13 protein-coding genes, 1 tRNA gene and 1 pseudogene are annotated in these 13,481 nt (G+C 52.3%); 7 read left to right on the forward strand and 8 right to left on the reverse strand.

Annotation, left to right across the window (positions count from 1 at the left end):
* Positions 1 to 153: 153 nt before the first annotated feature.
* From DS878_RS04015 to DS878_RS04045, 7 genes and pseudogenes are all read left to right on the forward strand, one after another.
* On the forward strand, positions 154 to 885 hold the full coding sequence (locus tag DS878_RS04015) for a hypothetical protein (RefSeq protein ID WP_148707063.1): 732 nt from the start codon (positions 154 to 156) through the stop codon (positions 883 to 885).
* A 126-nt stretch (positions 886 to 1,011) separates the two neighbouring features.
* The gene (locus tag DS878_RS04020; RefSeq protein WP_113814684.1) at positions 1,012 to 1,344 is read left to right on the forward strand and encodes a hypothetical protein; all 333 of its coding nucleotides are present in this window, start codon (positions 1,012 to 1,014) and stop codon (positions 1,342 to 1,344) included.
* A 103-nt stretch (positions 1,345 to 1,447) separates the two neighbouring features.
* Positions 1,448 to 1,984, forward strand: coding sequence for a zf-TFIIB domain-containing protein (locus tag DS878_RS04025; RefSeq protein WP_113814686.1), 537 nt, complete (start codon positions 1,448 to 1,450; stop codon positions 1,982 to 1,984).
* Between the two features lie 448 nt (positions 1,985 to 2,432).
* Entirely contained in the window at positions 2,433 to 3,878 is a 1,446-nt protein-coding gene (locus DS878_RS04030; protein WP_113814688.1) for an NCS1 family nucleobase:cation symporter-1, read from the forward strand.
* Positions 3,879 to 3,926: 48 nt separating this feature from the next.
* Positions 3,927 to 4,838 (forward strand): annotated as a pseudogene (gene puuE, locus DS878_RS04035) (allantoinase PuuE).
* Positions 4,839 to 4,862: 24 nt separating this feature from the next.
* Positions 4,863 to 5,711, forward strand: coding sequence for a bifunctional allantoicase/(S)-ureidoglycine aminohydrolase (locus DS878_RS04040; protein ID WP_113814690.1), 849 nt, complete (start codon positions 4,863 to 4,865; stop codon positions 5,709 to 5,711).
* 70 nt (positions 5,712 to 5,781) lie between these two features.
* Positions 5,782 to 6,342, forward strand: a complete 561-nt coding sequence (locus tag DS878_RS04045; protein ID WP_261977583.1) for a DUF2238 domain-containing protein — start codon at positions 5,782 to 5,784, stop codon at positions 6,340 to 6,342.
* A gap of 21 nt (positions 6,343 to 6,363) precedes the next feature.
* Here DS878_RS04045 and ychF read toward each other — a convergent pair whose 3' ends face one another.
* From ychF to DS878_RS04085, 8 genes are all read right to left on the reverse strand, one after another.
* Entirely contained in the window at positions 6,364 to 7,455 is a 1,092-nt protein-coding gene (ychF, locus tag DS878_RS04050; RefSeq protein WP_113814694.1) for a redox-regulated ATPase YchF, read from the reverse strand.
* Positions 7,456 to 7,571: 116 nt separating this feature from the next.
* On the reverse strand, positions 7,572 to 8,165 hold the full coding sequence (gene pth, locus DS878_RS04055) for an aminoacyl-tRNA hydrolase (RefSeq protein WP_113814696.1): 594 nt from the start codon (positions 8,163 to 8,165) through the stop codon (positions 7,572 to 7,574).
* 21 nt (positions 8,166 to 8,186) lie between these two features.
* Complete coding sequence (locus tag DS878_RS04060) at positions 8,187 to 8,831, reverse strand: 50S ribosomal protein L25/general stress protein Ctc (RefSeq protein ID WP_113814698.1); 645 nt, start codon at positions 8,829 to 8,831, stop codon at positions 8,187 to 8,189.
* A 186-nt stretch (positions 8,832 to 9,017) separates the two neighbouring features.
* Entirely contained in the window at positions 9,018 to 9,968 is a 951-nt protein-coding gene (locus tag DS878_RS04065; RefSeq protein ID WP_113814862.1) for a ribose-phosphate diphosphokinase, read from the reverse strand.
* Between the two features lie 52 nt (positions 9,969 to 10,020).
* Positions 10,021 to 10,095: transfer RNA gene (locus tag DS878_RS04070), tRNA-Gln, on the reverse strand.
* Positions 10,096 to 10,114: 19 nt separating this feature from the next.
* Positions 10,115 to 10,978 (reverse strand): 4-(cytidine 5'-diphospho)-2-C-methyl-D-erythritol kinase, encoded by an 864-nt coding sequence (gene ispE / locus DS878_RS04075; RefSeq protein WP_113814699.1) that lies wholly within the window; start codon positions 10,976 to 10,978, stop codon positions 10,115 to 10,117.
* The gene (lolB, locus tag DS878_RS04080; protein ID WP_113814701.1) at positions 10,975 to 11,610 is read right to left on the reverse strand and encodes a lipoprotein insertase outer membrane protein LolB; all 636 of its coding nucleotides are present in this window, start codon (positions 11,608 to 11,610) and stop codon (positions 10,975 to 10,977) included. The genes ispE and lolB overlap by 4 nt, the downstream gene beginning before the upstream one ends.
* A complete protein-coding gene (locus DS878_RS04085) occupies positions 11,610 to 13,361 on the reverse strand; it encodes a tetratricopeptide repeat protein (protein ID WP_113814703.1) in 1,752 nt (583 codons plus the stop codon). The genes lolB and DS878_RS04085 overlap by 1 nt, the downstream gene beginning before the upstream one ends.
* Positions 13,362 to 13,481 lie beyond the last annotated feature (120 nt).

Raw genomic sequence — 13,481 nt, forward strand, 5'->3', positions numbered from 1 at the left:
TCAATTAAGTTCGTTCCCGGCCTGACGGCCGTACACCGGACGCCCTAGTTGGGCGCCGCTTAATTTTGGCGTTAGGCTAGATTTTTCCTCTACTGGATCGGTGAGAGTGCTCTATTGTGGAGCCCGGTATTTCTGCATCGGAGGCGGGTGTTGTTGTCCAAAGGGATTCTTTTATTTGTCCGTACGGTGATTGTTTTAATCATCGTTATTGTCTTGCCTCAGGGCCTCATTTCCGTGGCCGCGGAACTGGGCGCAGAATTTGACCGAGGCAAAGCCATGAATATTCTGCTGGGATTTTTGGTCTCCATTTTCCTCCTGATCCATTATGTACTCAGCCGAACGTGCCGTAGGGTAAGAGATAATCTTGTTCGTTCTGGCTACTTTGTTGATGCCCGTGGTTTCATTGATCGTTTTCGAGATTTTTTTCTCGTCACTCTTAAAGGGGACTCACATCAGACTCTTTTACCCGCTGATAATGACGCACCCCGAATTACAGTATCCGATGCTGGTTATCTGATACTCACTTTCGATGACTTCCCATCTGAGAATCTGCTCCTTATTCGGAAGCAAAACCCAGATGATTTTACAGAGGAGGAATTCAGTGCCCTCAGTCAAAGCGATATCCTCCGCGTGTTCTACAAGGTCTACCCCAAGGAAAACGACGACAAGGTCGAGAGCTTCGCCTATTCGGCTGCCTGTATTAATTACTTTGCCAAGCTTGAGTCTAAATCAGGCATCCTCAAGATCGTGACCGAGCGACACGGTGAGTATGATATGACGGAGTACGCCCAAGATCTTCATGAAGTCGTCAGCAACTTGTCTGACCTGGTCTTTATGTTCAAATCGGAGGCGACCTCAAACCTTTCTTCATACGGTATTCACTAGCGGGGAATTGGGTTGCTGCTAAATGGCCTAACCAATGCAGGCACGGCGACGCCCACTACAATGCGCCTTCGGCTCCATGCCGTGGGCGCGCATGCTGCAAGCGTTATAAGCATTAAGGAAATCTGAATGATGACCAAGGCAGGTGTAATTTTTTTATTTTTTCTATCAGGGTCTGCTTACGCGGCGGAAAAGCCCCCAGAGCTTTGGTCCTGGTTTAAAGATTTGAACAAATCCAAAGAGGCTTGCGAAATACAAAGCTCATATGCCCTGCAAGTTATAGGTCTGGAGAATCAGATTGAGAATGAGTACGGAATATACGGAAATATAAAGTCAAACCGTGTCGTCGTTAAGTGCATAGAGATGTCACCTACCGAAAGCAAGCTCATGGTTGCAGTGGCCGGCTACAACAGGGATTCAGTAGAGCTTGTTAGAAATAAAATTGTTGATTCAATTTATTAAGATCATGCTTATAGGCCGCAGCTGGAATCAGGGAGATTTGAAATCTTCGTCACGCTGGGTTTAAGCGGATCTACACTGTTTGAGTTTCATTAGGAGGGAATATATGAAGTGTCCCAAATGCAGGGTCGTTGATCTGAAACCTACGAAATTGGAGGATGGCCTTCCTGTTATGGGCTGTCCAGAGTGTGAAGGTTCCTTGTTGTCGCTGCTTTACTATCGGGACTGGGCTGAAAGAAATGTCCCGGTTGAGCAAACGGACGGAATACAAAGCGAAGTGTCGGTAGATAATGACACGGCAACTGCACTTTCGTGCCCTAAATGCAGCAAGTTGATGACAAAGTATTCTATTGCAAGCCAGCATAAAAACAGAATTGATCTGTGCGGTTTCTGTGATGAGTCGTGGCTGGACGGAAGTGAATGGAAGCTTCTGAAATCGCTTGAACTTGCACATCGCCTACCAAAAGTGTTTACCGACCAATGGCAGAGAAATGTGCGTGGAGAGAAAATGGAAGCGATGAAGATTGAGCGGCTAAGACGGGTTGTAGGCCAAAGTGACTCTGACAAAGCCGTTGAAATAAAAAGCTGGCTTAAAGACCATGACAATAAGGCTGCGATAATTCAGTTCATCGGATCGGATTGATTCTGGGCCAGTACTAATAATTCCAGGTTGACGATGAGCGTCCATGGTATTTAAACGAGAGCTTTGCGCCCAAAGCCGGGGCGGATTCAACTGCATTCACGAGGTTTAAGTCCATTTTGGTGCGTTCTGCTGTTCAGTGACGACTCTTTCATTCTGTTTTTTTCCTTAACCTGAAGTTTTCAGAAGCGTTCAATGCTCTGGCAAGCTCTGTCCTGAGCGGGCTACAGGGTAGTCGCGATTGTTGTCAGCGTTTTCTCTTGAAATTGCATGCGCAGGTCATCATGGCCTGTAATTTGCCCTTGCTTATATCTGTTCAGTGGACCAATTTTCGTTTAATGGGTTTATTCGCTGCTTTGCACCTCAATGCAGTCGTAAGATCGATAAACAGCGGATTGGCATGCTGAGATTAACATGAAGGGTTGATAACAGATCGTCATAGGAGCCTGGCATGCAAACTAACAGTGACACGGTAATCAGCGACGAAGACAGCGCTCTGCGGCCCATAACCAGGAAGGAAAAAACCTGGGGCTCGTTCGCAATATTCAACGTGTGGGCCAACGATATTCAGTCTTTGTTTGGCTACACCCTGGTGGCATCTCTGTTTATTTCATTTGGTGTAAGCGGGTGGACTGCATTCATTGCTTTGATCGCGGCAGGCCTGTTCGTCATGTGCATGGTCAACCTGTCCGGCGCGGCAGGCGAACGTTATGGCATTTCCTATCCCGTATTTGCCCGCGCCAGTATGGGTACGGCAGGCGCCAAGTTGCCTGCGATTTTGCGCGCAGTTGTCGCAGTGTTCTGGTATGGGGCGCAAGTCTACTTTGCCTCAACTGCTCTGGCATTGTTGATCAAGTCCGTAACAGGCGCTCAGTATGAAGCCATGTTCCTGGGTTTGAGCAGCGTCGACTGGGTGGCCTTCCTGTTCGTATGGGGTTTTCACATCTTTATCTTCTGGCGCGGTATGAACTGGGTTGAAGGCTTTTTGAACCTGGCGGGTCCGTTTGTGTATGCCGTGATGATTGCCTTGTTGATCGTGCTTTGGAATAAGTCAGACGGAAAGCTGCTTTCGGCGGCACAAACTATTTTTGCTAACCCCAACGCTACGTGGAAAACCGAGATGTCTGGTTTTGTTGCCATCTTTGGCACCATGGTGGCCTATTTTGCAGCGGTGATGATTAACTTCAGTGATTTTTCACGCTTTGCAAAAGACAAGCAGGCTATGGTCGTCGGCAACCTCTGGGGTTTGCCTATGAACATGATCCTTTTCTCTGCCCTGGCTTTGCTCACCACTGCAGGCGCAGCGGTGGTCTATGGTGAGGCCATCATCAACCCCACTGAAATTGTGGAGCGTTCCGACAGTGTATTCCTGGGCATAATCGCAGCTATTACCTTCTTTGCCGCAACTGTTGGTATCAACTTGGTCGCCAACTTCATTCCTGCGGTTAACGGTATTGCCAATTTGTCTCCATCGACCATCAGTTTTCGCAAGGCTGGTCTGATTACATCGGGGTTTGCGCTGGTGATTGGGGGGCTGTGGACTGCGGTGATCAGCCAGATAGGTATTGCTGGTTTTGTAAATACGCTGGGCGCGACCCTGGCTCCGCTGTTCGGTATTTTGGTTGTTGATTACTACGTAGTGCGTAAACAAGAACTTAGCAGTGTGGACCTCTACAGCATGGAAGCTGGCCAGTACCACTACCGGAACGGCTGGCATGACAACGCAGTCATTGCATTTTTGATCGCAGGAGTATTTTCAGTGGCTACAGTGTGGGTGCCTGTACTGGCCGATTTGTCTGGCTATGCCTGGATTATTGGCGCCGCATTGGGAGGGTTTATTTACTATGTGCGCACAAAAAACTATGAAGCTATCTTGATTCAGCCTGGCTCCCTGTAGAACCGAACACATTCAGTGTCCCGAGCCACCTTCCGGAGGCCGGCAGCAATGCGCTGGTCAGGCGAGGCAAAGAAAGGGGGGCGCCACGTCGTTGATGGTGTCGGTTACGGCAGGGACGTGCCACACGCAAAATGGCCGGGCCGGGCCCGCATCGCTGTTCAGTTTGTGCTCAATTATGAAGAAGGCGGGGATAGCTGTACCCTCCATGGGGATAGTCACTCAGAGCGATTCCTCTCTTAGATTGTCGGTGCTGAAGCGTTTCCGGACCGGCACATGAGTATGGAGTCCATATACGAATACGGCTCCAGGGTCGGGGTGTGGCGGATCCTTAAAGAATTCGAAAAACGCGATCTGCCGCTTACGGTTTTTGGCGTGGCCATGGCGTTTAAAGAGTTGGGGCACGAAATTGCCTGTCACGGCTGGAGCTGGCTTCATTACCAGGATATGCCCGAGGCGATGGAACGGGAGCATATGAAACGTGCTATAGAGATTTTCCAGCGACTTTACGGAGAAAAGCCGCTGGGCTGGTACACCGGCCGTGATAGCCCAAATACCCGGCGTCTGGTGTTGGATGAAGGAAGCTTTGCCTATGACAGCGATTATTATGGCGACGATCTGCCATTCTGGACCCAGGCAGCTGATAGCCAAGGGGAGTATCACAATCATCTTGTGGCGCCTTATACCCTGGATACCAACGACATACGTTTTGCCTCGCCACAAGGTTTCAATACCAGCGACCACTTCTTCAGCTACCTGAAGGATGCTTTCGATGTGCTATATGACGAAGGCAGAGAACTGCCCAAAATGCTCTCGGTGGGCCTGCATTGTCGTTTGATTGGCCGTCCGGGACGTTTCCGGGCGTTGCAGCGTTTTCTTGATTATATAGAAGCTCATGATCATGTCTGGGTAACTCGTCGTATCGATATCGCCCGCCATTGGATCGAACGTCATCTTGTATAAGTTTTCCTCTGTTAAGGAGCCGTTATGGCCCAGTGCCCGAGCGAACCGAAGACCTACTATGCGCCTACCGGCGGTCACCCACCGCAAACTCAGCTGCTGACAGACCGTGCTGTGTTCACCGAGGCCTACGCAGTGATCCCCAAAGGCGTCATGCGCGACATTGTTACCAGTTATCTGCCCTTCTGGACCGGTACTCGTTTGTGGGTGCTGTCGCGCCCGCTGACTGGCTTTGCCGAGACCTTCTCACAGTACATCATGGAAGTGCAGCCGGGTGGTGGCAGTGACAGGCCGGAAACGGATCCGGGCGCTGAAGCGGTGCTGTTCATTGTTGAGGGTGAACTGACACTGACTCTGAGTGGAGAGGAGCACAGTATGCAACCGGGCGGCTACGCGTTTATTCCTCCGGGCAGTGAGTGGACATTGCGCAATAGCTCAGGCGAGATAGTACGCTTTCACTGGATTCGCAAAGCCTATGAGAAAGTAGAGGGTATTGATGTGCCCGAGGCCTTTGTAACCAACGAAACCCTGATCGATCCGGTTGTAATGCCTGATACCAATGGCTGCTGGAGTACTACCCGGTTTGTTGATAGTCAGGATATGCGCCACGATATGCAGGTGAATATCGTTAATTTTATGCCCGGTGGTGTAATCCCCTTTGCTGAAACCCATGTGATGGAGCATGGTTTGTATGTACTGGAAGGCAAGGCTGTGTATCTGTTAAATAAGGACTGGGTCGAGGTGGAAGCTGGCGATTACATGTGGTTACGCGCATTCTGCCCGCAGGCCTGTTACGCCGGAGGGCCGGGCCCGTTCCGTTATTTGTTATACAAGGATGTTAACCGGCACATGAAACTTCCAACTTACGGCCGTTGATCGCGTCCGTAAGAAGTTCAGGAGAAAACCGATAAAATACTTATGGGGCAGTGTTTTTCTGATCGTTCTTGTGTGGTCAGGGATCAATCCGAAAGATCAGATAACCTGGTTTTTGGAGGTGCTTCCGGCGCTGATTGGAGCTGCTGTTCTTGCGGCTACCTATCGCAGCTTTGCGCTGACACCGGTTCTGTACCTGCTGATTCTGATGCACTGTGTGATTTTGATGATCGGTGGTCATTACACCTATGCCGAGGTGCCGTTTTTTGATGGGTTGTTTGGGGCGGAGCGGAATAACTACGACAAGCTCGGTCACTTCTTTCAGGGCTTTGTGCCTGCACTTATCGCAAGAGAAGTACTGATCAGAAAGTGTGTAGTGAACGGGCGAGGCTGGCTGAATCTGTTTGTGATCTGTGTAGCTTTGTCATTCAGTGCGTTTTATGAGCTGATCGAATGGTGGATTGCGGTGATCTCAGGTGCGGGCGCTAAAGCCTTCCTGGGGACTCAGGGTTATATCTGGGATACACAGTCCGATATGGCTTTTGCTTTGGTCGGGGCGATGTCTTCGCTGGTTTTGCTTTCCAGGTACCACGATCGTCAGATCAGGATCGTAACAGGCCCCTCCACTCGGTGAAAGGGGAGGGGCTGGTACCTGCTAAACGTTAAACCGGAAGTGAATAACGTCGCCGTCTTTCACGATGTACTCTTTGCCTTCCAGGCGCCACTTGCCGGCATCTTTGGCTCCCGCTTCGCCACGGTATTGTACAAAGTCTTCGTAGGCGATAACCTCGGCGCGGATGAACCCGCGTTCAAAGTCTGTGTGGATCACAGCCGCTGCCTGTGGCGCTGTAGCGCCAATTTTGACCGTCCAGGCCCTTACTTCTTTAACGCCGGCCGTAAAGTAGGTCTGCAGGCCCAATAGGCTGTAGCCAGCCCGTATAACCCGGTCCAGTCCGGCTTCTTCCATGCCCATTTCTTCCAGAAACATGCTTTTCTCGTCGTCTTCCAGCTCCGAGATTTCTGCTTCAATTTTGTTGCAGATAGGTACCACTATGGCATTTTCTTCCGCTGCAATTTCGCGAACAGTGTCGAGGTAGGGGTTATTTTCGAAGCCATCCTCCGCGACGTTGGCAATGTACATTGTTGGCTTGATGGTGAGCAGGCACAGTTCACGGATCAGCAGCAGCTCATCTTTATCCAGCCCCATGCTGCGAACGGGTTTGCCTTCGTTCAGCACGGGCAAAAGGCGTTCGAAAATTTCCAGTTGGGCTTTGGCTTCTTTGTCGCCACTTTTGGCGATGCGCTGAACTCGCTTGATGGCTTTCTCTACAGTATCCATGTCAGCCAGGGCGAGCTCGGTGTTAATGACTTCAATGTCCGCGGCAGGATCGATCTTGTTGGCAACGTGAATCACGTTGCTGTCGTCAAAGCAGCGAACAACATGAGCGATGGCTTCGGTCTGCCGGATATTGGCCAGAAACTGATTGCCCAGGCCTTCACCTTTGGATGCACCGGCTACAAGGCCTGCAATGTCTACGAATTCCATTGTGGTGGGAACTACTCTTTCCGGCTTTACGATTTCTGCGAGTTTGGTAAGCCGGGGGTCGGGCATGGCGACCACGCCTGCGTTTGGCTCAATGGTGCAGAACGGGAAGTTTTCCGCGCCAATGCCTGCTTTTGTCAGTGCGTTGAACAGGGTGGATTTGCCGACGTTAGGTAGGCCGACGATGCCGCAGTTAAAACCCATGGAGTGCCTCTGCTGGTACGGGAAAATTTGGCCGGATTATACCGGTGTAGGGCAGCGGGTGCGAGTGTGGGATCCAGGGAGTGGCACAATCGCCCGTAGCTATAGTTCGTTCAGGTTCAGGCGCTGGCAGGCTTGAAGCTGTGTAAGTGGTTCATAGCTGCCGCAAGTTTGCCTGAAGCGGCTTCGGGCAGAACCCGCATGATTTCGTCGAATACGGCGTTCAGGTCTTCTGTTTCCCGCTTGCCAAGACGACCCAGTACATAGCCGGTTACTTTTCGGCTGTCACCGGGATGGCCGATGCCAATGCGGAGCCGCTGGAATTCGTTGGTGCCAAGATGGGCGATGGTGTCTCTCAGACCGTTATGTCCGCCGTGGCCTCCACCTTTTTTGAACTTGGCTGTGCCGGGGGGCAGGTCGAGCTCATCATGAGCGATCAATATCTGGCCGGGAGGAATTTTGAAAAAATCTGCGAGGGCTTTTACAGATAAGCCGCTGCGGTTCATGAAGGTGCCGGGATTCAGCAGGTGAAGATCAAGGCCTTGCCACTGAATGCGGGCATAGTGCCCATGGTACTTTTTTTCGGGGCGGAGCGACTGGCCCGCATCGCGAGCCAGTGCTTCAACGAAGAGGGCGCCAGCATTATGGCGGGTATTCTCGTAGTCAGGACCGGGATTTCCCAGCCCAACCACCATGACAATATCCTGTGCCATCTGCCAGCGCCTCCGGAGTAATTACTCCTTGCTTTCGCCTTCTTCGTCTTCGGCTTCGTCTTCAGCGTCGTCAGCTTTGATGCCTTTCGGCTTGCTGATAGACACAACAGCCTGGTCGTGTTCGTTGCCGTGTTGCAGGGCAGGAATACGAACGCCTTTCGGAAGTTTCAGGTCGCTCATGTGAACGATCTGATCCATTTCGACTTCGGCCATGTCGATTTCAATGTACTCGGGCAGATTCTGCGGCAGACACGCTACCTCAACCTCTGTCATCAGACGGAATGCAACGCCGCCAAGAGTCTTGATTGCCGGAGCTGTGTCTTCGTTCAACAGGTGCAGCGGAACGTGAACGAAGATTTCCTGATCTTTTTCAACGCGCTGGAAATCAGCGTGAGTCAGCAGCAGTTTGTACGGGTGCCGCTGAAGATCTTTCAGGATCACGCTCTCTTTCTTTCCATTCAGTTCAATGGTCAGAATGTGAGAGAAGAAGGCTTCGTTTTCCAGAGCTTTTTTCAGCTCATTGTGCCAGATGGAAATCGGAGTAGCTTCTTTGCCGGCGCCATAGATAATGGCCGGGATTTTACGTTCTTCGCGACGCAGGCGGCGGCTCGCACCTCTCCCCTTGTCGTCACGAGGAAATGCTTCAATAACAAAGTCCTGAGACATGGTTTGTACCTCAATCGTCACCTGAACTGCCCGCGACCAGGCGTTGGGACAGGTGATGTTTTCGAAAAGCCGGATTTTTCCGGCTGACTAAAAGAGTCGGGAGCCTGTTTAGGCTCCCGACTCGGTAACTCTATTTATGACCGCTATAACAACCTGTTTTTCCGAGTATTATGGCTGTTCGCCTACTCAGATGTTCTCAAACAGGGCGCTGATGGACTCTTCGTTACTGACGCGACGAATAGATTCTGCAAGCAGTCCGGCCATACTGAGGGGGCGGATTCTATCACAGTTTTTGGCTTTGTCACTCAGTGGGATTGTGTCGCATACAACGAGTTCGTCCAGATCTGAATCTTGTATGTTTTCTATAGCAGGGCCCGAAAGGACAGGGTGAGTGATGTAAGCAACCACCCGGGATGCGCCACGCTCTTTGAGAGCGTTCGCTGCTTTACACAAGGTACCTGCGGTATCAACGATATCGTCGACCAGAATGCAGGTCTTGTTCTCTACGTCACCAATGATGTGCATTACCTGAGAAACATTGGCTTTCGGGCGGCGCTTGTCGATGATGGCCAGGTCGGCGTCATCCAGTCGCTTGGCAACAGCACGGGCACGTACAACGCCGCCTACATCCGGAGATACAACTACAAAGTTTTCGAACCGCTGTCTTTCAATATCTTCAAGCAGAACGGGCGTAGCGTAGATGTTGTCTACCGGTACGTCGAAAAAGCCCTGAATCTGATCTGCGTGAAGGTCTACGGTAAGTACGCGGTCAACGCCGATACTGGAAATCATGTCGGCAACGACTTTTGCGCTGATGGCAACACGGCTTGAGCGCACCCGGCGATCCTGGCGAGCGTAGCCATAATAAGGAATGACTGCTGTGATGCGTGAAGCGGAAGCGCGGCGCAGAGCGTCGGCCATCACGATCAGTTCCATCAGGTTGTCATTGGTGGGGTAGCACGTAGGCTGGATGATAAATACATCGTGGCCACGGACATTTTCGTTGATTTCGACGGTGGTTTCGCCATCACTGAACCGGCCTACAGTGGCCTCTCCCATGGGGATGTGGAGTTTTTTAGCGATAGCGTGGGCAAGCTCTGGATTGGCATTGCCTGAGAAAATCATCAGTTTGGACACGATGGGACCCTTCTCATTTTCGGCGGTTGAGTCAGAAGAAGCGGGAGAAAGTTGGCTGGGGTGGCAGGATTCGAACCTGCGCATGACGGGATCAAAACCCGTTGCCTTACCACTTGGCGACACCCCAGTATCGTGCTCTTTTGGCATCATTCCAGCTCTGTCAGCTTTTGGTGAAGAGGTGATACGTTCACCCCTTTAGCTACGAACCCGGTGATGCCGGAGGGTTTGCTTTCCCAGATAATCCGGGCTGCGGATTCTGTAGGGAAACGTCCAAATATGCAAGCCCCGGTTCCGGTTAATCTTGCAGGTCCGAATTTTGTGAGCCATTCCAGGCTCTGGTCGACTTCAGGATATAGTCTTCTGACTACATCTTCACAGTCGTTTCGGTACCGCGAGGAGTCTCCCTCAAAAGCGGGCGCTATTTTGATTCTCGGGCTGTTCCTTGTCAACCCTTGAGCTGAAAATATCTTCCCTGTGTTGATGTTACAGGCAGGTTTCAGCACCACAAACCAGTTTTCTGGAGGGAAGGCCGGGGTCAGCTTCTCCCCTATACCTTCGCCAAAAGCGGCATGGCCACGCACAAAGACGGGTACGTCTGCGCCGAGAGCCAGCCCTGTATGTGCCAGTTCGTCGAGATCGAGCCCGAGATTCCAGAGATGGTTCAGACCAAGTAACGTAGTAGCTGCGTTAGAGCTTCCGCCACCCAGTCCTCCACCCATCGGAAGACGCTTGGTGATGGATATGGTTACACCAGGGAGCTCGCCTGAAGCTTTTTCTATAAGGGCTTGTGCCGCCCTGATGATCAGATTGTCTTCGTTGGCCACCCCGTTCAGGGGCGTCTCTAGACGGATACCGGGCTGTTGAGGGGTCAGGCGTAGTGTTATGTCGTCGCCGTAGTCCAGGAACTGAAACAGGGTCTGCAGTTCGTGGTAACCATCCGGGCGCCGGCCAACGATGTGCAGGAACAGGTTCAGTTTGGCGGGCGAGGGCAAGGTGATGACTGTTGTCACGGCTTAAGATCCTTCCAGCTGCTTACAACAACACGTACACGTTTGTCTTCTTTCAGCGCTGTAATCCGGGCGGGAAGGGCCGGAGTATCGCCTTGCAGTTCGTGCCAGCGGTCATAGCGGATTTCCCATCCGGCCTGACGAATCATGGTCAGTTCTCCACGGTCATCAAACAATAGTCTGAAATCTCCATCCGGAGCGGGCAGGCCGCGTATCCACCAGGTCAGGCTTTCCAGCGGGAGCTGCCAGCCGGTTGCCGCTTCCATCAGTGCATCTGGGTCGCCAGACCGGTAAGTCTCGCCGTTCGATAGTGTCAGTTCTATGAACCCCGGCACGCCTTTAAGGTTTGTGCTGCCCATCCCCAGAAAGGATGAGGACAAGGCGAGGTTGAAGGCTTCGCCTTCCTGTATCCAGTGATTAATGATTGCGGTGCCGCTGTCAGAAGGCTGGCGTACAGCCAGCTTTCCGGAAAGCTGCCAGTGATCAAAACTGCTCAGCTTTGCTGACCGGTCCTGCCAGTCGACTGGTGGCTGATCTGTCATGCCCTCCGGCAGAGGTTCAAGCTGGATGGTGGTACAGGCGCTCAGGCCAGCGATCAGCAGCATGGTTACCCATACGCGAATGCTTGAGTGCATCACTGGCCACCATTACCGGTCAGCCGTTCAATGGTTTCCCGCAACACACTGTGATCAGCGTCCTGTTCAAGCCCTTTCTTCCATATGATCCTGGCCTGCTCTTCGGCACCGCTCATCCACAAGGCTTCGCCATAGTGGGCAGCCACTTCCGGGTCAGGGTAGGTTGCCCATGCGCGGGACAGGTAATCCAGGGCGGGGCTTATCTGGCCCTCCTGGTACAGGACCCACCCCATACTGTCGAGGATGGCGGGATTCTCCGGGTCCAGTCTCAAAGCCTGCTCGATATAGCCTCGGGCTTCTCTCAGCCGGTCAGTGCGGATTGTGAGTATATATCCCAGTGCGTTCAGTGCTACTGCGTTCTCAGGGTCGTTTTCGACAATCTGTTTAAGATCTTTTTCGGCATTTCCGGGTTGATCCAGAGAATCGAAAAGCATCGCCCGTGCATAACGGATCTGTAAGTTCTCCGGGTAGTCTTCAAGAGCGCTGGAGCCAACGTCCAGGGCTTCCTGCTCCAGGCCTTGATCGAGTAGCAGGTTGATCTCAAGCAGCCATAAACTTTCTGCCTGTTGGGGGTTTTCTCTGCGCAGGGAGCGGATGCCTTCTAATGCCTCTTCGAGTCTGCCTTCTGCAGCCAGCAAGGTGCTGGCCCGGGCGAGAGAGGGGAAGTAATAATTACCCTCTTTAACGCTCTGATAGTGGCCGATGGCCTGCTCTGTGTTGCCGGCTTCATCTTCAATTCTACCGAGGTAGTAGCTGGCTTCGCTGGTGTGGTGGCCCTGTTCTGTGAGTTTTGTTAACTCTTCTTTTGCGAGTTCGGGCTGTCCGTTTTCCAGGGCAACTAGTGCGTGAGAAAGGCGTAGCCCCGGATTGTCCGGATAGCGCGTTACCAGGCGTTTGAATTCGTCCTGAGCGGTCTGCAGTTCACCTTCGCTGATCAGCATTCGCCCGTAAAGTGTGCCCATCTGCCGGTTTTCCGGGAAGCGCCGGGTATTTATCAGAAGGTGCTCCAGGGCTTCACCCTCTCTGTCGAGCTGGTATAGCAGGTCGCCCTTGAGAATGATGGCTGGCTGGAAATTGGGGTTCTGGGTTAACAGCGGAGCGAGCCGGTCAAGGCCGGCCTGGGGGTTGCCTGTGATCTTCAGCAGCAGGGCGATGCTGTATTCCAGTTCCGGGGTGTCCGGGTGGCGGGTTGCCATTTCATCATATAATGCCAGTAATTCCTGTTGCTGTTCTGGCGGCAGGTTTCCGGCCATGGCTGCCAGGCTGTCGAAATCTGCGTCTCCGCCCTGGTCCATGATCTGCTCCATGTACCCCAGCGCTGCTTCAAGCTCGTTCCGTCTGACAGCCTGAATGGCTGAAACCCGAAGAGCCTGGAGGTTACCCGGATCGACATCAAGCCATAACTCCGCCAGTTTTTGCTGGGCGTTGTCGCCATTTAGCGATTGGGCAATGCGCATGGCCCGCTCGATGACATTTTTATCCCGTGATTGCTGCGCAGCTCTGAGGTAATTAACCAGAGTTACGTCATACCGCCCACGCTGGGCTGCTATTTCTGCCGAAAGGAGCAGGAAAAGGGTTTCCGGCTCGAAATCAGCGTATTCGATGGCGGTTTTGTTGTCCGTTTGCCCGGTGTTTTCCTGTTTGTTTGTGTCGTCGACGGTCGATGTGTCCCCCGAACCGGTTATACTGGCGCAACCTGCCAGTGAGAGGCCGAACAGGCAGATAACCAAAAACGGTGCGGATTTGTGCATGCAACTTCCCATGATTTGTCGACTACGCATCTTGAATAACCCGGATTCCCTCTTTTTTTGAGCTGAGTCGGGTTCCGGCAGCGGCCGGTTCCCTATAATGGCATAAGCTCCTGTTCTTGC

The sequence above is a fragment of the Marinobacter sp. F3R11 genome (genome assembly GCF_003318275.1).
In the GTDB taxonomy this organism is placed as follows: Bacteria; Pseudomonadota; Gammaproteobacteria; order Pseudomonadales; family Oleiphilaceae; genus Marinobacter.

Excerpts from the sequence above, each read along its gene's own strand:
- DS878_RS04020 (WP_113814684.1), top strand. The coding sequence starts at position 1,012 with ATGATGACCAAGGCAGGTGTAATTTTTTTATTTTTTCTATCAGGGTCT.
- DS878_RS04025 (WP_113814686.1), top strand. The coding sequence starts at position 1,448 with ATGAAGTGTCCCAAATGCAGGGTCGTTGATCTGAAACCTACGAAATTG.
- DS878_RS04030 (WP_113814688.1), top strand. The coding sequence starts at position 2,433 with ATGCAAACTAACAGTGACACGGTAATCAGCGACGAAGACAGCGCTCTG.
- DS878_RS04040 (WP_113814690.1), top strand. The coding sequence starts at position 4,863 with ATGGCCCAGTGCCCGAGCGAACCGAAGACCTACTATGCGCCTACCGGC.
- ychF (WP_113814694.1), bottom strand. The coding sequence starts at position 7,455 with ATGGGTTTTAACTGCGGCATCGTCGGCCTACCTAACGTCGGCAAATCC.
- pth (WP_113814696.1), bottom strand. The coding sequence starts at position 8,165 with ATGGCACAGGATATTGTCATGGTGGTTGGGCTGGGAAATCCCGGTCCT.
- DS878_RS04060 (WP_113814698.1), bottom strand. The coding sequence starts at position 8,831 with ATGTCTCAGGACTTTGTTATTGAAGCATTTCCTCGTGACGACAAGGGG.
- lolB (WP_113814701.1), bottom strand. The coding sequence starts at position 11,610 with ATGCACTCAAGCATTCGCGTATGGGTAACCATGCTGCTGATCGCTGGC.
- DS878_RS04085 (WP_113814703.1), bottom strand. The coding sequence starts at position 13,361 with ATGCACAAATCCGCACCGTTTTTGGTTATCTGCCTGTTCGGCCTCTCA.